Genomic DNA, 23,195 nt, shown 5'->3' on the forward strand with positions numbered 1-23,195 from the left:
GTAAATTCGCGTAGCGAATGTGTACCAATAAAATTTACTCGACAAAAAGAGCGTGGGCTTTTTGTTGCGTATTTTTGTATTGGTGAATACATGTCGCTTAAAAATGAAGACTTGCTTAACAATGTTAAAAGGCAAGCAAAAAGGCTTTCGAAAATTTATCTATTCCGCTTGGGCAAGCCCAGTAAATGTAGTTCTATACTTTTGTGGCTGTGAGAACTATAGACAGTTAATTTCTCTATTGAAGTCTGACCTCCTTGAAAATCTAAACCTGATATTAGCAGTTTTACTCTCAAAAGCAGAAGACTGCCTTCTAAAATTTCTCAACACTGATATGAATAATACTTTGTCTCGCTTTTAATAAGGGTTGAAAATATAAAAATAAATGAAAATACTGTTGTTGAAATTTTCGGTATTGAACTAACTGATTTTAAAAGAAAAGTAGAATAAAATCCTTTTAAATTATACAGATATGTATAATTGCGCCCTGTTTACAACAACATTTTACTCATTTATATTAGCAAAAAAGGCTGAACGGACAGCCTATGCCTACACATATTTAATTTATATTTAAGTATGAACGATGAAGCGGAGCATCCGTAAAAATTTGGTTTTCATAATTAACAAACTGGCGTTAGTAGGCTGTTGTTTGTTTTAATTTATGGATAACTAGATGATTTCAGCTCTTACCTTAAGTCACAAATTGAGACTTCAATCGAAATTTCTCGCTAACTCACTCAATCTACCTCAAGATCATGGAAAGGATTTATTAGCCAGGGCAATATATTGTACTCCTAATTATGATTCTTTAACTGAACTACTCTTTAAAGAGATGTGTGGTGCGAAAATTTTTGGGACAATTCAACATCACTGGTTAAAGTACCTTCTGATCTGTGAATGTGAGGATCAATTGCTTATTGATGATCTACATAAAAGCATTGAGTTTATGGCAAAACGCCTTGAAGGAATGGTAGTCATTAATGTAAGCAAGGTTCGATTAATTTCTATTCTTTATGAGCTATTCGGTTTAGGAAATGAATCGAAATACATTATTGAAGCGCCAAGTGAGTTTAGTCTTGACTGGAAACCTTATTTTAAAACGTTGAACAATAACGAAGCAATTCTTTATTGTGATTTCAAAATTAATCAAATTGCATATCGACTAATTGCGACTACTTTTTATCCGAAAAATTTTAGAGAAAATAATTTTGATGAATCATTAGTCAAAAATCTTGAACAGGATAATGAAGATTCGGAAATTGCCATAGCTGAAAGTCCATTTATAGACGAGCATAAAAGCTGGTTTTTAAATACAGTTAACTTTTTTACCAATTTTGATTCATTTTGTGATGATGAAGTTCCTTATGTATTTCACATTGAAGGAAAAAGGTACGCGGTATATGGTTTTCCTTTATCCCCAAGTTTAACAGAAGAAATCAACAGTAATTTACCAACACTTAAAATATCAATTAGAGATATTCCAGAGAAGCAGGTTTTTATATTTTATTTTGAGCAGCAAAGGCTGATATTCGAATGTATTCATGTTGAATCACCCGCTATGTCTATGATCAATTATTGTGAATTTAGTAATGGCATTAAAGAAACACTGCTAAACCATAAAGACGCACGAAAACTCCCAATCATTCTTCATCAATCATATTTCTCCGCAAGTATTCGACCATTTTGTGATATGGATTACTTGGAGAATTCTATATGAATGAGATGCTTCTAAAGAACGTTTTAATATTACGATTACCTAAGTAATCGTAATATTAAAACGAGAATTATTTAAAATATTCTCGAAAATGAAATCAATTTACCTATTATGTATTTCAATAGACCCATGAGAAAGTTGAGGTGAAGAATTCATTAGGATTTTTTGATATTCCTCTTTAACTAATGGCTCTTTTGATGAAACTGAAAGAATAGCGTTTGTTCTAATTGGCTATGTTCCAAACATTGATATCATTAATAACAGTTTATTGAGCACTAATTGCAGTAGATATTTCCTCTAAAGTTGAAATATCTACTGATTTATCTAAAAGGGGTTTTGTGCTCATCCCCTCGAAATCACTAAGAATCTATTTGTACGAAAAGTTCGTTTATAAAATTTAAATCATGCTTCAGATTTAAATCTTTTTATATGCCAATGCTTGTATATGTGATTTTTCATATATATAATAATTCACATGCAAATAACTAAGGTTTCATATGAAAAGCCTAAAAAATAAAAAAATCCTTTTCCTTTGCACTGCAAACTCGGCTAGATCTCAAATGGCTGAAGCGTTATTGCGGCATAAAGCGGGAGACATATTTAATGTTTTTAGTGCAGGTACTAAACCTGATGCCGTTGATGTTCGTGCGATTGATGCTTTAGAAAAGTTTGGCTTAGATACTAACGATTTAGTGTCTAAAAGTGTGAATGTCTTTGAAGGTCAAGTATTTGATTACGTCATTACACTATGCGATAAAGCTAATAATGAATGTCGCAGCTACCCTAATGCCGTTAAGCAGTTAGCTTGGGATTTTCCCGATCCAAAAGAGCGTTCTGGTAGTAACCCTTTTTCTACAACATTAAACGAGCTTAACAACCGTCTATCTATGTTTATTTTGGTTGAAGAAAAGGACGCTAAGATCAGTTGTGGTGATACAAAAACCTCAATTGATGTCAAAAGTGACGAATTTGACCCCATCTCCTTTTATAAAAGCCTAACTGATGATATCCGACTGAAAACGTTAATGTTGACGCATTATCATGGTGAGCTTTGCGTTTGTGAGTTAATGGAAGCGATGGAAGAAGATAGCCAGCCCAAAGTATCACGTAATTTAGCTGTTTTGAAAAAAGCTAAAGTGATAACTGATAGAAAGCACGGTCAGTGGGTGTTTTATCGTATCAATCCTGACTTACCGTTATGGGCTAAATCTGTGATTGCACAAACAACAGAGAATAATGTTCCTCTGGTTAGTAACGAACTTCAGCGTTTAGCTAATATGCAAAATAGACCTAATCGAGCAAATTTCTGTAAATAAATTTTCTATAAAGAATGAGTAAAGGATTGAATAATGGGTATTTTTGAGCGTTATTTATCGGTTTGGGTTGGCTTAAGCATTGTGCTTGGTGTGGTATTAGGCTTATGGCAACCTGATGCTTTTCAAGTGATTGCCAACTTTGAGATTGCACACGTTAACATTGTAGTCGCTGTTTTCATCTGGGTGATGATTTATCCCATGATGGTTCAAATTGATTTTTCAGCGATAAAAGATGTGGGTAAAAACCCTAAAGGGCTTGTGTTAACTATTGTCATAAACTGGTTGGTTAAACCTTTCACCATGGCTGGTTTAGGTTGGTTTTTCTTTACTTTCCTTTTTGCTGATTTAGTTGATCCTGCATCTGCACAAGAATACATCGCTGGCATGATTTTATTGGGCGTAGCCCCTTGTACTGCAATGGTATTTGTATGGTCACAGTTAACGAAAGGTGATCCGAACTATACATTGGTTCAAGTATCAGTAAATGATGTGATCATGATCTTTGCTTTCGCACCTATCTCGGCATTTTTACTTGGTGTAAGTGATATTCAAGTTCCTTGGGAAACGTTGATGATTTCTGTAGTGCTTTATGTTTTGCTGCCTTTAATTGCAGGAGTAGTGACTCGTAAAATCCTGAATAATGGTAATGGTGAACAATCATTAAATGAATTGTTATCAACATTAAAGCCTTGGTCGGTTATCGGCCTGTTAGCAACAGTGGTGTTATTATTTGGATTTCAAGCAAATACCATCATTTCTGAACCTGAAACCATTGGCTTAATTGCCATTCCTCTAATGATCCAAACATACGGTATTTTCATTATCGCGTACTTAGCAGCAAAATGGATGAGACTACCACATAACATAGCGGCTCCAGCATGTTTGATAGGTACATCTAACTTCTTTGAATTAGCGGTTGCGGTGGCTATATCCCTTTTTGGTTTACATTCTGGAGCAGCTTTGGCGACCGTTGTTGGGGTATTGGTTGAAGTGCCTGTTATGTTGTCATTAGTTTATATTATTAACCGTACACAAGGCTGGTTTGGGGAAAGCCATGTTTGAGGTATTTACTGACTTAGCCACATGGTTAGTCGTTGATGTTTTTGGATTGTCGAAAGCAACAAAATTAGGCGATGCACTTCATTTTTTTATTGAAGACACCACCAAAATTTTCTTTTTATTACTAGTGATGATTTACGTCATTGCATTGATAAGAGCATCAATAAATGTAGAGCGTGTTCGTGATTATTTAGCCGATAAACATAAAGGTGTCGGTTACATATTAGGCTCTAGTTTTGGCGCAATAACCCCTTTTTGTTCCTGTTCAAGTATTCCTGTATTTTTAGGTTTTACGTCAGCAGGTATTCCTGTTGGCATCACTATGTCATTTCTCATTACCTCTCCGCTAATCAATGAAGTTGCGGTCTTGCTGTTACTAAGCTTATTAGGATGGAAATTCACGTTACTGTATGTGGTTGTTGGTATGTCTGTTGGGATTTTAGGCGGTATTTTCCTTGATGCTATTAGGGCTGAGCGCTGGTTGCAATCCTTTGCTGCGAAAGCTTTAGAGCGTGGTCAAAAGGCTTCCTCTACAGTTCAATCCAAACAGGTTGAAAGCTTGTCTTTAAAAGAGCGACATACCTTTGCCAAAGAGGAAATGTTAGAGATTTTTGGCCGAGTATGGAAATGGGTGATCATTGGTGTTGGGCTAGGCTCTGCGTTACATGGTTTTGTTCCTGATGGCTGGATTGAAGAGCATTTAGGTAATGGTCAATGGTGGTCAGTTCCATCTGCCGTATTATTAGGTATACCTTTATATTCCAATGCCACAGGTGTAATTCCTGTGATGGAAAGTTTAATTAAACAAGGACTTCCTATTGGAACAACACTCGCCTTTTGTATGAGTACTGTGGCAGCAAGTTTTCCTGAATTTATTTTATTAAAACAAGTAATGCAGTGGCGATTACTAGTAGTACTTTTTGCACTTCTACTCGTTGCATTTACGTTAATTGGTTGGATTTTTAATTATCTGACCCCCTTTATTTAAGGAAAAATCATGAAAGAAATAAAAGTATTAGGTACTGGTTGTGCAAAATGTACAAAAACCATTGAAGTTATTGCAAAAATAGCTACTGAATTAAATGTAGATGTACACGTAATCAAAGAAACTGATCCTGAAGTAATTATGGGGTATGGCGTAATGAGTACTCCTGCTGTAATTATTGATGAAGTTAATGTGCATAGTGGCTCTATTCCCCACCGTCAAGAGATTGAATTATGGTTACAGCAATAGCAAAAGTTAACTGTTTAAATGATGGAAATTTACTCGAAGAGATAACATCTACTATCCAACATGAATTTAATGTTTCTCACGTCACCATTCAAATAGAAAGTAAACCTTATGCAAATAACTGTAAATCAATACATTGCACAGATAATTAACGATAGGAAAAATAATGTCACATCCTTTTGATATTTTGGCACTTGAAAACGGTAGCCAACTTATATTTACCCCGTGCCCAGGCACGAAAGATTCTATTTTAGTTGAGTCTATATCAACACTTAAACAAGCAGGTACTAACATGCTTATTACGTTGATGTTTGACGAAGAAATGGAAAAAAACAATGCACTCTCTTTACCAACTGAATGTGAAAAGCAAGGAATTGAGTGGGTTCAATTACCCATTTTAGATGATGCTGCCCCAAGCCAAGCCTTTGAATCTCAGTGGGATGCTCAAAAGGCTAACATTTTAGAGGTGATAAATAACAAGGGCACCATTGCTGTTCACTGCAAAGGTGGCTCTGGCAGAACAGGATTAGTGATTGGACTTATACTTTTAGCTTTTGGGTGGTCAGGTGAAAAGGTAATTGAAGCAGTACAGGAAATACGGCCTAAAGCGCTAAAACACCCAGTACAGCTTGATTATTTCAATACTTATTTATAATTTTTAACAACATTCAGGACAGATTTATGACAATTAAAATCGGTATTAACGGTTTTGGCCGTATGGGACGTTTATCAATGCGTGCAGCATTTGATTGGGATGATATAGAGATTATTCAAATCAATGATCCTGCGGGAAATGCTGAAACACTTGGACATTTAATGACGTTTGATTCAGTACATGGTCGTTGGCATCATGAGGCGAATCATGAAGGCGATTCAATAATTATCAATAACAAGGCTATTCCTTGCACGCAAAACAAAGCGACTCAAGACACTGACTGGTCTAAGTGTGATGTAGTAATTGAGGCATCAGGAAAAATAAAAACGAAAGCGCTGTTACAAGCCTATTTAGATCAAGGTGTAAAGCGTGTTGTGGTTACAGCTCCTGTAAAAGAAGATGGTGTATTGAATATCGTTATGGGAGTAAATGAAAATTTATACGACAAAGCTATTCATCCTATCGTAACAGCAGCTTCATGTACCACTAATTGCCTAGCGCCAGTGGTCAAAGTTATTCATGAAAAAATAGGTATTAAGCATGGTTCAATGACCACTATCCATGACATTACTAATACGCAAACCATATTAGATGCCCCCCATAAGGATTTACGTAGAGCACGAGCATGTGGCATGAGCTTAATTCCGACAACAACTGGCTCGGCTACGGCAATTACGCATATTTTTCCTGAACTAAAAGGGAAGTTAAATGGTCATGCAATACGAGTTCCTTTAACTAATGCATCAATTACAGATTGTGTTTTTGAAGTTGAACGAGCTACAACTGTTGAAGAAGTAAATAAAGTACTTAAACAAGCAGCACAAGGTGAATTGAAAAACATCATGGGATATGAAGAACGACCACTAGTGTCTATTGATTATAAAACTGATCCACGTTCTAGCATCATTGATGCATTATCAACGATGGTAGTAAATGGTACACAAGTAAAACTTTATGTTTGGTATGACAATGAATGGGGCTATGCCAATAGAACGGCTGAGCTAGCACGTATGGTTGGTTTGGCGGACAAAGGTTAATCATGGGGCTTTTATCACTCAAAGCGTTATCACCGCAAATTAAACAATATTTGGTGATAACAGGTAATTACTGGGCGTTTACTTTAACCGATGGTGCACTACGCATGCTCGTAGTGCTATATTTTCATCAGTTAGGATATAGCCCTTTAAATATTGCCATGCTGTTTTTATTTTATGAAATATTTGGTGTTATTACGAATCTTGTTGGTGGTTGGCTAGGTGCACGACTTGGTTTGAACAAAACCATGAACATTGGCTTAGCCATACAAATAATTGCGCTTGGTATGCTTGTTGTTCCTGCTGAAATGCTAACAGTTATCTATGTAATGGCGGCACAAGCTTTATCAGGTATCGCTAAAGATTTAAATAAAATGAGTGCGAAAAGCTCGATAAAGTTACTTGTTCCAGTAGGCGCTGAAGGTAAGCTTTATCAGTGGGTTGCTATACTTACAGGGTCTAAAAATGCGCTAAAAGGTGTAGGGTTCTTTCTTGGAGGTTTGTTACTAACCTTGCTTGAATTTAAAGGTGCAATCATCTTAATGGCTTCACTATTAGCCATAGTGTGGGTATTTAGTTTAATCGCCTTAAAAGATGATTTGGGCAAGGCGACAAATAAACCTAAATTTAATGATATTTTCTCTAAGAGTTCGTCAATAAACATTCTTTCTGCTGCTCGAATGTTTTTATTTGGTGCAAGAGATGTTTGGTTTGTCGTAGCGTTACCCGTTTTTTTAGCTGTGACCTTTAATTGGGATCATTGGTGGGTTGGAGGTTTTATGGCAAGTTGGGTCATTGGCTATGGCATAGTTCAGTCTGTTGCGCCTATTATTACCGGAAAAGGCACGAGGGAAAAGCAAGGTAATGTGCCAACGGGTAGGTCAGCATTTTTATGGGCAAGCTACTTAACATTAATACCTGCTGTGATTGCTTTGGCCTTGCATTTTAATTTTCATATTCAAGCTTCAATCATTATAGGACTACTGATTTTTGGGGCTGTTTTCGCTATTAACTCTTCTTTACATAGCTATCTCATCGTCAGTTATGCAGGTAGTGACGGTGTATCGCTTGATGTTGGTTTTTACTATATGGCTAATGCTATGGGGAGATTAATTGGTACAGTGCTTTCAGGTTGGGTATATCAAAATTATGGCCTAGAAGCCTGTTTATGGATATCAAGTATATTTGTGGCTATGGCAACTTTATTATCATTGAAGCTGCCAAAAAACCAAAGTAAAGAGAAAGCTAATTAATCAAAGTCACATTTGAAAAAACGTTAACTACGTATTTCAATAGAGATATGTGAGAGCTGAGGTAAGAAACTTTTTAAAATAATTTCATATTCTTCTGACTTTAGAGGTTCACCTGATGTCACTTTAAGAATTGCAGCCTGGTGACCTGTCGCTATTTTCCATACATGAATATCGTTGATCACAGTGTTCTTTTTGCTTAATGCATCTGAAATCTTATCGAGAGTTGGCTTTTTCACAGACTTATCTAAAAGAACTTCACTGGATTCCTTAACTAAGCCATAAGACCAACGGAAAATGACTATTGCCCCAACAATCCCCATTAATGGGTCCATCCATAATAAGCCAATATATTTTCCTACTAATAAAGCAACAATGGCTAATAAAGAGGTTAGCGTGTCGGCCAGTACGTGAAAGTAGGCTGCTTTCATATTATGGTCGTGATCATGATGGTGGTGGGGTTCTCCATGGTGATGATGATCATCATGTAGGATAAAAACAGAGGCGACATTGACGACTAAACCTATAATCGCAACAACAATTGCTTCATTAAAATGAATTGATTGTGGTTCTATTAATCGTTGAACAGATTCTATTATCATCATCAATGCAACAATTGCTAAGGCAATAGCACTGGCAAAGCCACCTAAAGAGTTTACCTTGCCTGTTCCAAAGCTAAAGTCCTTATTGTTCGCATGCTTTTTAGCGTAAGAGTATGCAAAAATAGCAATGAGAAATGCCGCAGAGTGAGTTCCCATATGCCATCCATCAGCAAGCAGGGCCATAGAGCCTGACCAAGTTCCAGCGGTAATTTCAAGTACCATAATGACGGTTGTTAACCAAAAAACGAGCTTTACTTTGTTTTCATGGAGCTTACTGTCAATACCAAAATTATGAGAATGTTCCCACTGAATACGACTATCGTTTTTCATTAAATATCCTAAAATATTGCTTCATGCTGTTTATGAATAGCATCTATTTACACTTTGAAATATACTATACCCTAGTATACTACTTATCAAGTAAAGGAAATTTATGTCACATACAATCGCAGGGAAAAAAAAGCTCCTCAGTCGTGTTAGACGAATAAAAGGTCAATCACTCGCTTTAGAAACTGCTTTAGAAGGAGAGCCTAATTGTATGGCTGTTTTACAACAGGTAGCTGCGATTAAAGGTGCGGTTAATGGGCTGATGAAGGAAGTATTAGAAGGTCATTTGAGGGAACATTTAGGTGCAGAGGATATGACAAAAGAGGAACGATTAGAGGAGGTAGAAGATGTTATTTCCATTCTTAAAAGCTACTTAAAATAGAACTCTTAATGAAACAAATCGAAAAACCGATTGCCTCTCGGTTTTTTGTGTGGCACTATCCTATTACTTAAAAAATGGCGATTGAAATTTATGTTACTCGGTGAATTAGAAAAACAAGTTTTAGAATATCTATGGAAAAATCAACCTGCTGATGCCAAGCAGGTGCATAGCTATTTTGAAAAAGACCGAGGCGGATCTCTAAATACCATTCAAAGTACGCTAGAACGCTTGTTTAAAAAAGATTTGTTAAGTAGGGTAAAAAACGGCCACGCTTATCAATACTTTCCAAAAGTTGCAAGGCAAGAGCTGATAGGTCAGTTGATTAAAAGTATTACTCATGATTTTGTTACTGAAGATGAAAATAGTGTTGTTGCTGCTTTCTCTTCTATTTCATCAGATCTAGATGAAAAGCAGCTAGATAAATTGGAAGCAATGATTGAACAACAACGTCAAAAAATACAGAAGAATTCTGAAAAATGATTTATGGCCAATGGGCATTAGTATTTAATTTGCTCACGGTGGGGGTTTTAGCCTTTATCGTGGCTAACATATTTGTCTCAATTACTTTTTGGTTAGTCAAAAGTAAGTTGCAACACTATGCGGTATCAACTCGTAAATCATTATTATGGTTATTAGTGCTTGCTCCGTGGCTGATATCTTTATGTGCCACACTCTTTTTTAGTCCACTATTTCAAAACGGTTCAATATTTGTTTGGTTGACAGACCTTGCTCATTGGCACCATCCTGATATTTTCTATTTTATGAGCTGGCATAGTGCTAGTTTACTTATTTTTACCAGTTTTACTCTGTATATTTTTATACGAAAAATAACTCTTCTTTATCGTAATCATCATCAAATTAATTTGTTACGTGTATTAGGGATTGAAAATAGTAAGCAAGTCTATTTCATTGAATCATCTATACCTACAGCATTCACTGGTGGTGTGTTTAGGCCATCATGCTTTATATCTACGAGTCTTGTCGAGCAAACAACTGCTGATGACATAAAAATAATTATTCAGCATGAGTTAGCTCATGTTCATTATTTTGATCCATTAAAGAAATGGCTTTTCTCATTTTTCTCAGCTTATTTCGCTAATAATGTTAAACAGTTATTGATTTCCATGATGTCGCTATCTATGGAGCAAGCCGCTGATTCTTTTTATGCCGAAAATCAGCAACAATCACATAACGTTGCAAGTACCTTAGTAAAGTTTACTAAATTGGCTGCGAGCTACTCTATTCATCCACAATATAATAGTGAATTATTTGTTCATTTCTGTCGTCATTCTATTGAACAAAGAGTGCTTCATTTGCTTAGTGATAAACAGTTCAGACCATTTCCCACGGGAGGTGTTGTGATTGCAATACCCCTCTTAGTTCTAATTTCAACAACGTCTGTAGATAGCCTACATCACGTTATTGAAACGCTTTTTACTCATTAACCGCTAATTAAAATCTTACTCTAAGGTACTGATAATGAATCTTTATTTTAATATATGCTCTTACAAAAAACCGACTGACGGTCGGTTTTTTGTAAGGATTCGTCGGAATGTTTTATTGGTGCTGATGCCATTCATACCAACAATTGCATTTGCCCAAGAAGTTCCTTTGCAAACGGTTGATTTGCGTTCAGCTATTGCACAGACAATAGATATGCATCCTGAGCTAAAATCATTTGCCATTCAAGCCAAGATGTATTCTGGCTATGCTCAACAGGCAGGGGTTCAATCTAGACCACAAATTGGTTTTACCATTGAAGATGCTTTAGGTACAGGTGAGCACAGCGGCTTTAAGAGTGCACAATCAACACTTTCTATTTCTTGGTTATTAGATGGTGGATTGGTACAGAGTAAAATAAAAGCAGCTAAACAATATGGCTCTACAGTCGCTTTAGAGCGTGAAGTTAAAGCTTTGGATTTAGCTGCACAAACGGCACGTTACTTTATACAAGTTCTTGTCAATAATGAGCGATTGAAGTTAGCTCAATTTAGTCTTAAGCAAGCGAATAATTCATTTGAAGCAATAAGTAAACGCGTAAAAGCAGGGAAGTCCTCTTTAGTAGATAAATTAAAGTCTCAGGCTGAGGTAGCTAATCGTGAGTTGATAGTTGAGGATTTAACTCACGAAGTTGATGCAAGTAAGTACCAATTATTTGCACAATGGGGTGAGCAAATTAAAGGAGTAAATCAAAATAATAGGCATAAGAAAAGTATGATAGTGGGTTCATTATTATCTTTACCAAGTGTAACCAATTTTGATTCTTTATTTACGAAACTTAGACAAACACCTTCAGTGAATCTTTTTGCAACAAAACAACGAATTGCCCAGTCTGAGATAGAGCTTGCACGCATTGAAAGCAAACCATTATGGCAATTTTCAGCAGGCTTACGTCGATATGAAACAACTGATGACTTCGGCTTAGTTGCTGGAATTTCAATTCCTTTTGGTGATGGGAATCGAAATGAAGGAAAAATAAAAGCCTTGCGAGCCTCTCAAAGTCAACTAGAAACAGAGTCGTTAGCGTTAGTTCATAAACTCAATACTCAGTTATATGTTCTTATCGAACAATTGAAGCATAGCCAACATGTCATTCATGCGGTATCTGACAATATTATTCCTGTTTTGGAGCAAGCTTTTAAAGAGGCAGAAAAAGCATATAACGTTGGTAAGTATAGCTATACCGAATGGATGAACACCCAGAAAGCCCTACTCAATGCTCAATCTGATTTGATAGCTGCTTATCAAAATGCACATTTAAACAATATTGAAATTGAACGTTTAACCGGAACGTCCATTTTAACCATTAATAAAGACAAGAAAGAGAAATAATCATGAAACCAACATTTCAAATATTAGCCTTAATAAGCACCGTCTGGCTTGTTAGCATAAGTGCAAGCTTCCCAAGCTTTGCGGTTTCAGAGCCGAAGGTAGAAGAAGCCGAACCTGAAAAAGGTCCCAACCGTGGACGAATGTTGCGTGATGGTGATTTTGCCATTGAACTCTCAATCTTTGAAACAGGCGTCCCTCCTGAATTTCGTGTATGGGCATCAACAGACGGAAAAGCAATTGATCCGTCAGAGGTTGACCTTAATGTAAAGTTGACTAGATTGGGTGATGGCATAGACGATATAAATTTTTACCAAGAAGGCGAATATCTTCGAGGTGACATGGTTATCTATGAACCGCACTCATTTATGGTTTCACTCACTGCAAAATATCAGGGTAAAACCTTCAACTGGCAGTATGACAACTTTGAAGGTCGGACAAAAATTGCTGAAGATGTAGCAAAAGCAATGGAAATCTCGACTGAAATTGTTGGTCCATCAACATTTCATGAAACAGTTCAAGTCTATGGCAAGTTAGTTCTACCTGCTGATGCAACGAGTAATGTTTATGCTCGCTTTGACGGGTTAGTTAAAAAAGTTAATGTAAAGCTAGGAGAGTCAGTTAAGAAAGGTCAATTACTACTCACGGTTGAAAGTAATGAAAGTCTTCAGTCGTACAAAGTCTTTTCTGCTCAAAATGGAATTGTTAGTACCGTTAACGTTACCTCAGGCGAACAATCTAAAGGCCGCTCCCTGCTACAAATTACCAATGATGAAACATTAATTGCCCAGTTAGCTGTTTTTCCAAAAGACTTACCAACCGTGCGTCTTGGTGCAAAAACCACGATAACGATTAATGGTGTTGAAGAAAAGCAGGTGAGTACGGTTGAGAGCCGTATTCTAAAAGTCAGAGATGATCAGGCGAAGCTATTTCGTGTAGTCGTTAATAATGCTGATTCTGCGTTGTCAGAAGGAGCATTTGTTAGTGCCGCGATTGAAATTGGTTCATACGATGTACCTATGGCAGTAAAGCGCAGTGGATTACAAAGCTTCCGCGATTTTACTGTTGTATATGCCAAAGTCGGAGATGAATATGAGGTAAGAATGCTTGAGTTAGGTCGAGCTGTAGGTGAAGAAATTGAAGTGCTAAGTGGTATTTCCTTAGGCACTGAATACGTGACTGAAAATAGTTACATCCTCAAAGCTGATGTTGAAAAGTCTGGCGCTTCACACGACCATTAAGGATTGATTATGCTCGAATATTTACTTAGATTTTCTATCCGTAGAAACTCAATCATTATGCTAGCCGTGCTTGCGTTAGCAGGTTTGGGTATTTGGAATTTTACCAAGTTACCTATTGATGCTGTACCTGACATAACTAATGTGCAAGTCATGATCAATACGGAAGCTCCAGGCTATACGCCACTTGAAGTTGAGCAACGGGTTACTTATCCGTTGGAGACTGCGTTAGCTGGCATACCTAACTTAGTGAGTACAAGATCAGTCTCACGTTATGGGCTGTCACAAGTGACAGCAATCTTTAGCGATGACACGGATATTTATTTTGCAAGACAGCTTGTAAATGAACGATTAGTTTCAGCTAAATCTGATTTGCCGACTGGTTTAGAGCCTGAACTTGGCCCAATTGCAACCGGGTTAGGTGAGATATTCATGTTTACTGTTGATGCTGAGCCTGAGGCACTTAATGATAAAGGTGAACGAATCACGGCTACGGACCTAAGAACTGTACATGACTGGATTATTCGCCCTCAGTTAATGCAAGTGCAAGGCGTAGTTGAAGTTAACCCTATTGGTGGTTTTAAGCGTGAAATATTGATCGCTTTTGAGCCTAAAAAATTATTAGCTTTTGGTGTTACTCAACAAGATGTTATCCAAGCAATTGAAAATAATAATGATAATAAAGGTGCTGGTTTTATAGAAAAAAATGGTGCTCAGTGGCTGCTTCGTATTCCAGGGCAAGCAAAAACGATAAGTGATCTATCTACAATCCCTGTTAAAACGACTGACGGTAGCGTGATCCGTATATCTGACGTTGCCAATGTAAAAGAAGGGAAAGAGTTAAGAACAGGTGCAGCGACACAAAACGGTAGAGAAGTGGTGATGAGCACGGTCTTTATGCTCATCGGGGAAAATAGCCAAAAAGTCGCTAAAGCAGTTGGGTTAAGACTTGAAGAAATAAAACGAAGTTTACCGACAGGTATCACTGTTACTGCTGTTTATGATCGAACTAAGTTAGTTGAAAAAACCCTCGATACGGTAAAAACAAATCTGTTAGAAGGCGCATTGCTCGTTATTGTAGTGCTTTTCCTTCTACTCGGTAATATGCGAGCAGCATTACTTACGGCTGCTGTTATTCCTTTTGCCATGTTAATGACTATCACTGGCATGGTACAAACAAGAGTGAGTGCAAACCTAATGAGTTTAGGAGCACTTGATTTTGGCTTGCTCGTTGATGGTGCAATTATTATCGTTGAGAATTGCATGAGACGACTGAGTGCTGCCTCTTCAAATGGGCGTTCAATGGAGTTAAATGAACGTTTATCACTGGTATTTTATGCGACTAGGGAAGTTATTCGTCCAGCACTATTCGGTGTCTTCATAATTACAGCGGTGTATTTACCTATTTTTGCACTTACAGGTGTTGAAGGGAAAATGTTCCATCCTATGGCCATTACTGTCGTGATTGCTTTGTGTTGTGCAATGCTTCTATCTATCACTTTTGTACCTGCTGCAATCGCTATTTTATTTAAAGGCCCAGTGAAAGAAAAAGAAAATATTATCATGAAATCATCACTTGCGGTGTATCGTCCTACGTTAACTTTTGCGCTTAAAATTCGTTGGTTTGTCGTGATGTTAGCTGTTGCACTTGTTGGTTATGCAGGATTTTCCGTAAATAAATTAGGGAGTGAGTTTGTACCTAACTTAGATGAAGGTGATATTGCTATGCATGCCTTACGTATTCCAGGTACATCACTAACACAAGCCGTTGCACTTCAAAAAGTTTTAGAAGAAAAAATTACGCAGATGCCTGAAGTAGAACGTGTATTTGCAAAAATTGGTACAGCAGATGTTGCCACTGATGCTGTTCCTCCAAGTGTTGCTGATAATTTTATTATATTAAAACCACGTAGTGAATGGCCTGAACCTACAAAAGCTAAAGCCCAATTTGTAGAAGAGTTAGCAGCAGTAGTAGAACCCATTCCCGGTAACAGATATGAGTTCCTTCAACCAATACAAATGCGTTTTAATGAGCTACTTGCAGGTGTAAGAGCTGAACTTGCCATTAAAGTATTTGGTGATGACTTTGAAACACTAACGGCATTAGGTAAAAGCATTAACACGGCCATTGCTAACGTTGAAGGAATTGCTGATGTTCAAGTTGAACAAACAACAGGTTTGCCGATGCTTACGATCAATCCTAATCACGAGCAATTAGCAAAATATGGCGTTAGCATTAAAACCCTACAAGATCAGCTTGCTACGGCCTTAGGTGGAACAAGCGCTGGTAAATTTTATGAAGGTGATCGAAGAGCAGACATTGTTGTTCGTCTTCCTGAAAACCTTAGAAGTGATGTTGATTCGTTGGCTCACTTACCCATACAAATACAAGCTGACCAGTATGTACCTTTGCAAGAAGTTGCTGAACTTGAATTAGTAGAAGGGGCAAACCAGGTTAATAGGGAAAATGGTAAACGTAGAGTTGTTGTTACCGCCAATGTTAGGGGAAGAGATTTAGGTTCTTTCGTTAAAGATATTCAAGCTTCAATAGAGAGTTCAGTTGAAGTGCCTTCAGGGTACTGGATTGAATATGGTGGCACTTATCAGAAGCTTCAATCTGCTTCTAAAAGGCTATCAATTGTCGTGCCTATTACACTGATCATGATCATTGGCTTATTATTCTTAGCACTTGGCTCTTTCAAAGATTCAATGATCATCTTTACGGGGGTTCCTTTAGCGTTGACTGGCGGTATTTTCGCTTTATTAATACGGGATATTCCCTTTTCAATTTCGGCAGCCGTTGGCTTTATCGCATTGTCAGGCATAGCAATATTAAATGGTTTAGTTATGGTGTCCTTTATCAGAGAACTTCGACGAGAAGGTGTTGCATTAGATACCGCCATTATTGATGGTGCGCTGACTAGACTTCGACCCGTATTAACTACAGCGCTGGTTGCATCGCTAGGCTTTGTACCAATGGCGCTTAACACAGGAATTGGCTCAGAAGTGCAACGCCCACTTGCTACAGTGGTCATTGGTGGGATTATATCATCAACAATTTTAACGCTATTTGTGCTTCCTGCTTTATATCGTTTATTACATAGCCACAAAGAAATCTTTACTAAAACACCCCACACAAAGGAAACTGTTAATGTTTAATTATTCCCAGCGATACGGCTTAATCAGCCTTATCGCTCTAATTTCCATATTGTTGCCCGTGGGAGCATTTGCTCATGGCGTAGATGAAACAACGCGTGCTTTTTTACAAAGCAATACTGGAGTGCAGATCATTCCATTTTTATATATAGGTGCAAAACATATGGTTACTGGGTATGACCACCTATTGTTCCTCGTCGGTGTGTTGTTCTTTTTATATAAGAGTCGTGATGTCTTGCTCTATGTCAGTATGTTTACCTTAGGGCACAGCCTAACATTACTTTTTGGCGTTATTAATGACATTCAGGTAAATGCTTATTTAATCGATGCCATTATTGGACTTTCTGTTGTCTACAAAGGTTTTGATAACTTAGGCGGCTTTAAGAAAACAATAGGTTTTACGCCTAATCCCAAAACTGCGGTACTGATTTTTGGCTTATTTCATGGTTTTGGTTTAGCTACTAAACTTCAAGAATTTCAATTACCGTCAGACGGATTAATTGCCAATTTAATTGCTTTTAATGTTGGTGTTGAATTGGGGCAGTTCAGTGCATTAGCATTTATTTTATTATTGATAAACTACTGGCGAAAGCACAATAGTTTTAATCGCTTTGCGACCAATACCAACTGCTTATTGATGAGTGCTGGGTTTATGTTGATTGGCTTTCAATTAACAGGCTACTTTATCAGCTAAACGAAATTTTACAGTCAGTTAATTAACGAAAATAAAGAATTAAGAGAAGAGAAAAACATGCAACAAACTAACACTCAAGCAGTAAATACGCAGGAAGTAACATTGACCAATAGTAAATTACTTAAATACACAATATTTAGTTTTGTTTTTGCTGTTATCACATTAATCACAGTGATATTGCCAGCAGAATATAATATTGACCCAACGGGCATGGGTAATAAGCTTGGTTTAACCGTATTTAATAATGCACAAGCAACGACTTCAACTGAGCCATCAACTACCACGAGTAAGGCTACCACTGAAACAATTGAGGTTGTTGTTCCTGCGGGAAGAGGCGTTGAATACAAATTTACGATGGAGCAATATCAAAAGTTGACTTATGAATGGATAACCGATGGCTCTGTTTTGTATTTCGATTTACATGGTGAGCCAAAAGGGGACACCACTGGGTATTTTGAAAGTTATGCCATAGCAACATCAGATGAAATGAAGGGGAGCTTTACCGCACCATTTGAAGGCTCACACGGTTGGTATTGGAAGAACACCTCAGATGCTCCTGTAAAGGTCCAATTAATAGTTAATGGTGAATATGTTGAGCATGGACTCAAATAATCATCTTTTATTATCAGTGTTTATTTAGAAAGTTTAGTGGAGTCATAAATGAAAAATTTAATCGTAATGCTATTTGTCGGTTTAATGTTAAATACAGGAATAGCATTTGCGCATGGTGATCACAAAATGATCAGTGCAAAAGACGCGATACAAGTAGCCATCAAAGTAACGCAGAAACTCACCTTTAAGGATTTGGGCTACAAGGTTGGTAAGTTAGATGAAAGTTGGAAGGCTCTAACTACGGAAGAATTTAAGCTATATGCAGCTCAGGATAATCGCTACAAAGTCAGTGCATTTAATAAAGACAACAATAAAGTAATTTATTTCTTGATGACGATGAGTGGTGAATTGCTACAGGTTAACTCAGAAGCTAAGTTTTGAATTGTAATATTAAAAACATACATGAGCACAGAGAAATTATTTTCAGAGATTATTATGTTTAGACGTTAAGCTTCAATTTATTGGATTGCTATAAACCTCAAAGTATATTTTAAGTCGCTGACTACACTTGGCAGGCATTGATGGTTATGAATTAGTTCACGTAATGAAAACTATCTGTAAACTTTTGAGAGGGAAATATTTTAGAAGCATCAAATATCTATGATAATCGTAGTCTTATGATCGGATATTAAAGACTTTAATAGAATTAATGTTTTCTTGTAAGTGGCTACCAAGTCATTCACTTTTTTAAAATTAATTTGTTGAAAAATAGAGCTTGTTATGCGAGTATGTAATTAATTGAAATATTTTGTTGGTTAGCTGTGAATTCTAATTTCTCTAAAACATTAATGGTACTGCTAGTCTGTTTGACCTTTGTTGGTCAAGCGGTTGCGTCTACTGTTATGTCTTATCATATGATGAGTATGAAGGGAGATAGTGTGCAAGGACAAATGCAAAATATGTCAATGATGGGCCATAGTGACCATTCAATGATGAGTCATTCTTCTGATGACTCAGATGAAGCAAAAGAGGACTGTTGTGTTAAAAGTTGTAGTTGTTTTACTGGAGGTTGCTCAAGTATCGCTACACTAATGAAAGACACAGATGACAGTCTATTTATTGATTTATCATCAAAAATATTATCATATTCAAACTTGGCTCAAAGTCAATCATCATCATCTCTATATAGACCTCCAATACTAAGCTAAATACAGAATAATTGTGCCTAAAATTTGGCTCACTTATATGAAAATTATCTGTATTAGGCTTTTTGATCTCTGCGTTTAAGTATTTTTAAGCAAAATCAAGAATAACCTAATCAATTCAAATATTAATTGATATCCCTTTGGGGGGGTTATGTTTTCCAAAAAATTCACGTTAAAGGCTGTTGCAGCCTTTACTTTAGTCATTGCTATTGCAAGTTGTTCAAAAGAAGAAGTTTCAGTGACTTCATCTAAAACACAAAATGCTAAACCTCATCCTATTCTTTTAGAGGTTTATAAGAGTCCTACATGTGGTTGCTGCAAAAAATGGGTTAGCCATATAAATGAGCAAGGGTTCGAATCAAAAGTTCATAATTATCAAAACTTTACAGCGGTTAAAGAAGAGAAAGGAATAGAGCCTCGATACCGTTCTTGTCATACCGCTATATCAAAAGATGGTTATGCATTTGAAGGGCATGTTCCTGCCAAATTTATTCATAAATTTTTAAAAGAAAAACACTCTGACGATGTTATTGGATTATCTGTTCCTGCAATGCCAGCGGGAACTCCCGGTATGGAAGTAGGTGATAAATTTCAACCTTATAAAGTGTTATTACTTAAGAAAGGGGGCGCTTATGAGGTCTATGCTAGCGTTCAATCTTATGAGGAGCAGTTTTAATGAATAAATTTAAAAATATCAGAAGTTTAAGCGTGAAATACTGTGCGGGTATGTTAGCTCTTACAGTGCTAACTGCAAATTCTGCTGATATTCCTACTATTACTTCTAGTTCAGCCTTAACTTTTGAGAAAGCTATCAAGTCTGCGCAGAAGAATGATCCATGGTTAACGGGAAATGTTCATAAGCAAAATGCTATTGAAGCGATGAGTACAGCCGTAGGCACGTTACCAGATCCGAAAGTATCTATAGGGTTAGCCAATTTACCTACAGATGGCTTTGATTTTGGACAAGAGGGAATGACACAAGCGAAAGTTGGCATATCTCAAATGTTTCCTCGTGGGGATACATTGTTGATTAAACGAGAACAACTCAAGATTGAAAGTGAATCATTCCCGTATCAACGAAAAGATCGAGAGTCCAAAGTAGCTGTTACTGTTGGTAGCCTTTGGTTGGATGCATACAGAGTTCAAGAAAGTATTGCTTTAATTGAAAAAAACAGAACACTTTTTGAACAGTTAGCGGATGTTGCTGAAGCAAGTTATTCGTCTACTTTAGGTAAAACAAGGCAGCAAGATATTGTAAGAGCGCAATTGGAGCTTACAAGATTAGAAGATCGTTTAGATGTCTTAGGACAACAACAAAACCGCTTTGAAGGTATGTTGTCTCAATGGTTAACAGAGTTTTCTATAGAGAAAAGTTCTCAAAGTGAAACTTATGTAGACGATGATTTTAACCTTCATAATATCGTTTTGACTAAGCAATTACCTCAAATTGACCTAGTAAATAGCAATATAGTTCTTACAGATAGCTGGTTACGCCCTAGTGAACTGGCAAAGTATATTGCTAACCACCCTTCACTTGTCGCAGTTGAAAAGAAAATTAAATCAACAAAAACTGGAATTAAATTGGCAAAGCAAAAATACAAACCTGAGTGGGGAGTTAATGCTAGTTATGGTTACCGTGATGATGATCCAATGGGAAATAGTCGAGCGGACTTGTTCTCTGTAGGGGTTACTTTTGACTTGCCGCTTTTTACAGATAATAGACAGGACAAAGAAGTTAAGTCAGCTATTTCAAAAACAGAAGCTATAAAAACTGAAAAATTATTATTGATGAGGAAATTGCTCGCATCATACTCCAGTGCAAAAGGGCGCTTACTTCGATTGAAAGATAGACAGAACTTATACAAAGACAAGCTACTGCCTCAAATCCATGATCAAGCTGAAGCTTCGCTAACAGCCTACACCAATGATGATGGTGACTTTGCCGAAGTAGTTCGCTCACGAATCGCTGTATTAAATGCGGAAATAGATGAGTTAACGCTTAATGTCGAAGAGCAGAAATTATTACTAGAACTTAATTACCTTTTTATAGGCAGCATAGATCCTGTCGTTAGTAACAATAATATGAATTTATCAAATAATAGTGGTTTCACTGTTATTTCGGGAGAAGAATAATGAACAACAATATTAAGCCAATAGTAATTGGCATGGTTATCGGTGGCTTTTTAACATTTGGGGTTTATAGTTTTATGGCCCCGACAAATAGTGGGGAAGCAAGCTCTGTTGTAACGGCTGAAAAGAAGCCGCTTTATTGGGTAGCTCCAATGGACGCGAACTACAAAAGAGATAAGCCAGGGAAGTCACCAATGGGTATGGATTTAGTACCTGTTTACGACGATGGTGGTAAAGGACCTGATGAAGGTCCCGGAACAATTCGTATCTCTCCTGATGTTGTAAATAACCTCGGTGTAAGAACAGCAATAGTTAGTTATAAATCATTGCACACTGAAATAAATACAGTCGGTTATGTTGCTTATGATGAAGATAAGTTAGTTCATATCCATCCACGAGTACAAGGATGGATTGAAAAGCTATATGTTAAGGCTATTGGAGATCCTGTTAAGAAGGGGCAACCCCTTTATGAAATTTATTCCCCAGAATTAGTTAATGCCCAAGAAGAATTATTATTGGCATTAGATCGTAAAAATAGCCGATTAATTAGTGCTGCTGAAAATCGATTGTCAGCATTACAACTTCCAAAATCATCAATAGTAAAACTTAAGAAAACAAAGAAAGTACAGCAAACAATTACTTTTTATTCTCCACAAAATGGCGTGGTGGAAAATTTAAAAATACGTGAAGGATTTTTTGTTAAGCCTGGCTCTACTTTAATGTCAATTGGTGATTTATCGGAAGTGTGGGTTGAAGCTGAAGTCTTTGAACGCCAAGCGGGTCAAGTCAAAACAGGCACCCCAGTAACCATGACTCTTGATTACTTACCAGGAAAAACATGGCAAGGAAAAGTTGATTATATTTACCCAACACTAGATGCAAAAACTCGTACTGTGAAAGTACGTCTTCGTTTTAAAAATGAAGAAGGCGAATTCAAACCAAATATGTTTGCTCAAATTGCGATTCACACAACAGGTGACGAACAAGCTTTATTAATCCCTAAAGAAGCACTTATTAGAACAGGAAACCAAGATAGAGTTGTTCTCGCCTTAGGTGAGGGGAGTTTTAAATCGGTTGCAGTATCTGTAGGTCGATACGATAGCGAAAGTGTTGAGATACTTGAAGGGGTGCGTGATGGGGAAAAAGTTGTTAGTTCTGCACAGTTCTTATTAGATTCAGAATCGAGTAAGTCTTCAGACTTCAAGCGAATGAATAGCGATGTTGATGAAGCGGATGCTTCAATGCCTTCTTCTGTTTGGGTTCAAGCTAGTATCGAGAGCATGATGGCAGATCATAAAATGTTAACTTTAGCTCATGAGGCGATACCTGAATGGGAATGGCCAGAAATGACGATGGATTTCATCGCATCGGACAGTGTCGATTTCTCATTACTTAGTGAAGGGATGAGTTTACATGTTGAAGTGACAAAAGAAGATAATGGTGATTATAAAATTAGCAACATCCATGTTCCTGACGACATGAGTGAAAGTGATACAAGCCAAGTAACTGAAGAAGTGGCAGATGACTCGTCAGCGACAGTTACTGGAACAATTAACTCGTTAATGATCGATCATGGAATGGTGAACATTAGTCGAACTGCTATTGAAAAATGGGGACGACCTGCGGCTACTTTAGATTTCATTACAGGGCACAATGTTAGCCTTGAAGGACTTTCTGAGGGGATGGAAGTTAAGTTTACTTTTGAAGTGCGTGGTGAACATTTTGTAATTTTTGAAATTGCCCCACTAGGGCAAGGTGATGAACAGGGTGAAACTTCTAGATTAGAAGCACCTGTTGTTGATCATTCAAACCACTAATATAGGA

Annotated in this window: 22 protein-coding genes; 21 read left to right on the forward strand and 1 reads right to left on the reverse strand. The window is 37.1% G+C overall.

Annotation, left to right across the window (positions count from 1 at the left end; translation table 11 throughout):
* Positions 1–670 precede the first annotated feature (670 nt).
* From B6A32_RS02865 to arsJ, 8 genes are all read left to right on the forward strand, one after another.
* On the forward strand, positions 671–1,714 hold the full coding sequence (locus B6A32_RS02865; RefSeq protein ID WP_008113551.1) for a hypothetical protein: 1,044 nt from the start codon (positions 671–673) through the stop codon (positions 1,712–1,714).
* A gap of 494 nt (positions 1,715–2,208) precedes the next feature.
* The gene (locus B6A32_RS02870; RefSeq protein ID WP_008113558.1) at positions 2,209–3,027 is read left to right on the forward strand and encodes a metalloregulator ArsR/SmtB family transcription factor; all 819 of its coding nucleotides are present in this window, start codon (positions 2,209–2,211) and stop codon (positions 3,025–3,027) included.
* A 33-nt stretch (positions 3,028–3,060) separates the two neighbouring features.
* Positions 3,061–4,089 (forward strand): ACR3 family arsenite efflux transporter, encoded by a 1,029-nt coding sequence (gene arsB, locus B6A32_RS02875; RefSeq protein ID WP_008113560.1) that lies wholly within the window; start codon positions 3,061–3,063, stop codon positions 4,087–4,089.
* Positions 4,082–5,074: a permease gene (locus B6A32_RS02880; protein WP_008113562.1), complete on the forward strand. Its 993-nt coding sequence runs from the start codon at positions 4,082–4,084 to the stop codon at positions 5,072–5,074. The genes arsB and B6A32_RS02880 overlap by 8 nt, the downstream gene beginning before the upstream one ends.
* Positions 5,075–5,083: 9 nt before the next feature.
* A complete protein-coding gene (locus B6A32_RS02885) occupies positions 5,084–5,320 on the forward strand; it encodes a thioredoxin family protein (protein ID WP_008113564.1) in 237 nt (78 codons plus the stop codon).
* 163 nt (positions 5,321–5,483) lie between these two features.
* Positions 5,484–5,972 carry a phosphatase domain-containing protein gene (locus B6A32_RS02890; protein WP_008113568.1) on the forward strand — a complete coding sequence of 163 codons (489 nt, stop codon included), beginning with the start codon at positions 5,484–5,486 and terminating at the stop codon, positions 5,970–5,972.
* Positions 5,973–5,998: 26 nt separating this feature from the next.
* Complete coding sequence (locus tag B6A32_RS02895) at positions 5,999–7,009, forward strand: ArsJ-associated glyceraldehyde-3-phosphate dehydrogenase (protein ID WP_008113569.1); 1,011 nt, start codon at positions 5,999–6,001, stop codon at positions 7,007–7,009.
* Between the two features lie 2 nt (positions 7,010–7,011).
* Positions 7,012–8,259: an organoarsenical effux MFS transporter ArsJ gene (arsJ, locus tag B6A32_RS02900; protein WP_008113571.1), complete on the forward strand. Its 1,248-nt coding sequence runs from the start codon at positions 7,012–7,014 to the stop codon at positions 8,257–8,259.
* A 23-nt stretch (positions 8,260–8,282) separates the two neighbouring features.
* Here arsJ and dmeF read toward each other — a convergent pair whose 3' ends face one another.
* Positions 8,283–9,188, reverse strand: a complete 906-nt coding sequence (gene dmeF / locus B6A32_RS02905) for a CDF family Co(II)/Ni(II) efflux transporter DmeF (RefSeq protein WP_008126916.1) — start codon at positions 9,186–9,188, stop codon at positions 8,283–8,285.
* A 103-nt stretch (positions 9,189–9,291) separates the two neighbouring features.
* On the opposite strand from dmeF, the gene B6A32_RS02910 reads away from it, so the two are divergent.
* The 13 genes from B6A32_RS02910 to B6A32_RS02970 all read left to right on the forward strand — a co-directional run bounded on the left by B6A32_RS02910 (position 9,292) and on the right by B6A32_RS02970 (position 23,188).
* A complete protein-coding gene (locus tag B6A32_RS02910) occupies positions 9,292–9,567 on the forward strand; it encodes a metal/formaldehyde-sensitive transcriptional repressor (RefSeq protein WP_024600843.1) in 276 nt (91 codons plus the stop codon).
* 90 nt (positions 9,568–9,657) lie between these two features.
* Positions 9,658–10,047 (forward strand): BlaI/MecI/CopY family transcriptional regulator, encoded by a 390-nt coding sequence (locus B6A32_RS02915; RefSeq protein ID WP_008109165.1) that lies wholly within the window; start codon positions 9,658–9,660, stop codon positions 10,045–10,047.
* A 59-nt stretch (positions 10,048–10,106) separates the two neighbouring features.
* Complete coding sequence (locus B6A32_RS02920; protein ID WP_233131304.1) at positions 10,107–11,012, forward strand: M56 family metallopeptidase; 906 nt, start codon at positions 10,107–10,109, stop codon at positions 11,010–11,012.
* A gap of 34 nt (positions 11,013–11,046) precedes the next feature.
* Positions 11,047–12,399, forward strand: a complete 1,353-nt coding sequence (locus tag B6A32_RS02925; RefSeq protein WP_024600844.1) for a TolC family protein — start codon at positions 11,047–11,049, stop codon at positions 12,397–12,399.
* Between the two features lie 2 nt (positions 12,400–12,401).
* A complete protein-coding gene (locus B6A32_RS02930; protein WP_008109954.1) occupies positions 12,402–13,637 on the forward strand; it encodes an efflux RND transporter periplasmic adaptor subunit in 1,236 nt (411 codons plus the stop codon).
* A 9-nt stretch (positions 13,638–13,646) separates the two neighbouring features.
* Entirely contained in the window at positions 13,647–16,793 is a 3,147-nt protein-coding gene (locus B6A32_RS02935; protein WP_024600845.1) for an efflux RND transporter permease subunit, read from the forward strand.
* Positions 16,786–17,484 carry a HupE/UreJ family protein gene (locus B6A32_RS02940; RefSeq protein WP_008128610.1) on the forward strand — a complete coding sequence of 233 codons (699 nt, stop codon included), beginning with the start codon at positions 16,786–16,788 and terminating at the stop codon, positions 17,482–17,484. The genes B6A32_RS02935 and B6A32_RS02940 overlap by 8 nt, the downstream gene beginning before the upstream one ends.
* A 57-nt stretch (positions 17,485–17,541) precedes the next feature.
* Positions 17,542–18,096, forward strand: coding sequence for a hypothetical protein (locus B6A32_RS02945; RefSeq protein ID WP_008109960.1), 555 nt, complete (start codon positions 17,542–17,544; stop codon positions 18,094–18,096).
* Between the two features lie 48 nt (positions 18,097–18,144).
* Positions 18,145–18,477 (forward strand): DUF6488 family protein, encoded by a 333-nt coding sequence (locus B6A32_RS02950; protein ID WP_008109964.1) that lies wholly within the window; start codon positions 18,145–18,147, stop codon positions 18,475–18,477.
* A 407-nt stretch (positions 18,478–18,884) separates the two neighbouring features.
* Positions 18,885–19,244: a hypothetical protein gene (locus B6A32_RS02955; protein ID WP_138765259.1), complete on the forward strand. Its 360-nt coding sequence runs from the start codon at positions 18,885–18,887 to the stop codon at positions 19,242–19,244.
* A gap of 148 nt (positions 19,245–19,392) precedes the next feature.
* A complete protein-coding gene (locus B6A32_RS02960) occupies positions 19,393–19,917 on the forward strand; it encodes a DUF411 domain-containing protein (RefSeq protein WP_085301222.1) in 525 nt (174 codons plus the stop codon).
* Positions 19,917–21,374: a TolC family protein gene (locus tag B6A32_RS02965; protein WP_008113913.1), complete on the forward strand. Its 1,458-nt coding sequence runs from the start codon at positions 19,917–19,919 to the stop codon at positions 21,372–21,374. Before B6A32_RS02960 ends, B6A32_RS02965 begins: the two co-directional genes overlap by 1 nt.
* A complete protein-coding gene (locus B6A32_RS02970) occupies positions 21,374–23,188 on the forward strand; it encodes an efflux RND transporter periplasmic adaptor subunit (RefSeq protein ID WP_008128605.1) in 1,815 nt (604 codons plus the stop codon). Before B6A32_RS02965 ends, B6A32_RS02970 begins: the two co-directional genes overlap by 1 nt.
* Positions 23,189–23,195 lie beyond the last annotated feature (7 nt).

The organism is Colwellia polaris (genome assembly GCF_002104515.1).
Classification (GTDB): domain Bacteria; phylum Pseudomonadota; class Gammaproteobacteria; order Enterobacterales; family Alteromonadaceae; genus Cognaticolwellia; species Cognaticolwellia polaris.

What these genes read in the sequence shown, in the direction of transcription:
- B6A32_RS02915 (WP_008109165.1), top strand. Translation starts at nt 9,658, where the DNA reads ATGTTACTCGGTGAATTAGAAAAACAAGTTTTAGAATATCTATGGAAA.
- B6A32_RS02970 (WP_008128605.1), top strand. Translation starts at nt 21,374, where the DNA reads ATGAACAACAATATTAAGCCAATAGTAATTGGCATGGTTATCGGTGGC.
- arsJ (WP_008113571.1), top strand. Translation starts at nt 7,012, where the DNA reads ATGGGGCTTTTATCACTCAAAGCGTTATCACCGCAAATTAAACAATAT.
- B6A32_RS02965 (WP_008113913.1), top strand. Translation starts at nt 19,917, where the DNA reads ATGAATAAATTTAAAAATATCAGAAGTTTAAGCGTGAAATACTGTGCG.
- B6A32_RS02865 (WP_008113551.1), top strand. Translation starts at nt 671, where the DNA reads ATGATTTCAGCTCTTACCTTAAGTCACAAATTGAGACTTCAATCGAAA.
- B6A32_RS02945 (WP_008109960.1), top strand. Translation starts at nt 17,542, where the DNA reads ATGCAACAAACTAACACTCAAGCAGTAAATACGCAGGAAGTAACATTG.
- B6A32_RS02910 (WP_024600843.1), top strand. Translation starts at nt 9,292, where the DNA reads ATGTCACATACAATCGCAGGGAAAAAAAAGCTCCTCAGTCGTGTTAGA.
- B6A32_RS02935 (WP_024600845.1), top strand. Translation starts at nt 13,647, where the DNA reads ATGCTCGAATATTTACTTAGATTTTCTATCCGTAGAAACTCAATCATT.
- B6A32_RS02890 (WP_008113568.1), top strand. Translation starts at nt 5,484, where the DNA reads ATGTCACATCCTTTTGATATTTTGGCACTTGAAAACGGTAGCCAACTT.
- B6A32_RS02930 (WP_008109954.1), top strand. Translation starts at nt 12,402, where the DNA reads ATGAAACCAACATTTCAAATATTAGCCTTAATAAGCACCGTCTGGCTT.
- dmeF (WP_008126916.1), bottom strand. Translation starts at nt 9,188, where the DNA reads ATGAAAAACGATAGTCGTATTCAGTGGGAACATTCTCATAATTTTGGT.
- B6A32_RS02925 (WP_024600844.1), top strand. Translation starts at nt 11,047, where the DNA reads ATGAATCTTTATTTTAATATATGCTCTTACAAAAAACCGACTGACGGT.
- B6A32_RS02885 (WP_008113564.1), top strand. Translation starts at nt 5,084, where the DNA reads ATGAAAGAAATAAAAGTATTAGGTACTGGTTGTGCAAAATGTACAAAA.
- B6A32_RS02960 (WP_085301222.1), top strand. Translation starts at nt 19,393, where the DNA reads ATGTTTTCCAAAAAATTCACGTTAAAGGCTGTTGCAGCCTTTACTTTA.
- B6A32_RS02940 (WP_008128610.1), top strand. Translation starts at nt 16,786, where the DNA reads ATGTTTAATTATTCCCAGCGATACGGCTTAATCAGCCTTATCGCTCTA.
- B6A32_RS02880 (WP_008113562.1), top strand. Translation starts at nt 4,082, where the DNA reads ATGTTTGAGGTATTTACTGACTTAGCCACATGGTTAGTCGTTGATGTT.
- arsB (WP_008113560.1), top strand. Translation starts at nt 3,061, where the DNA reads ATGGGTATTTTTGAGCGTTATTTATCGGTTTGGGTTGGCTTAAGCATT.
- B6A32_RS02870 (WP_008113558.1), top strand. Translation starts at nt 2,209, where the DNA reads ATGAAAAGCCTAAAAAATAAAAAAATCCTTTTCCTTTGCACTGCAAAC.
- B6A32_RS02950 (WP_008109964.1), top strand. Translation starts at nt 18,145, where the DNA reads ATGAAAAATTTAATCGTAATGCTATTTGTCGGTTTAATGTTAAATACA.
- B6A32_RS02955 (WP_138765259.1), top strand. Translation starts at nt 18,885, where the DNA reads ATGGTACTGCTAGTCTGTTTGACCTTTGTTGGTCAAGCGGTTGCGTCT.
- B6A32_RS02895 (WP_008113569.1), top strand. Translation starts at nt 5,999, where the DNA reads ATGACAATTAAAATCGGTATTAACGGTTTTGGCCGTATGGGACGTTTA.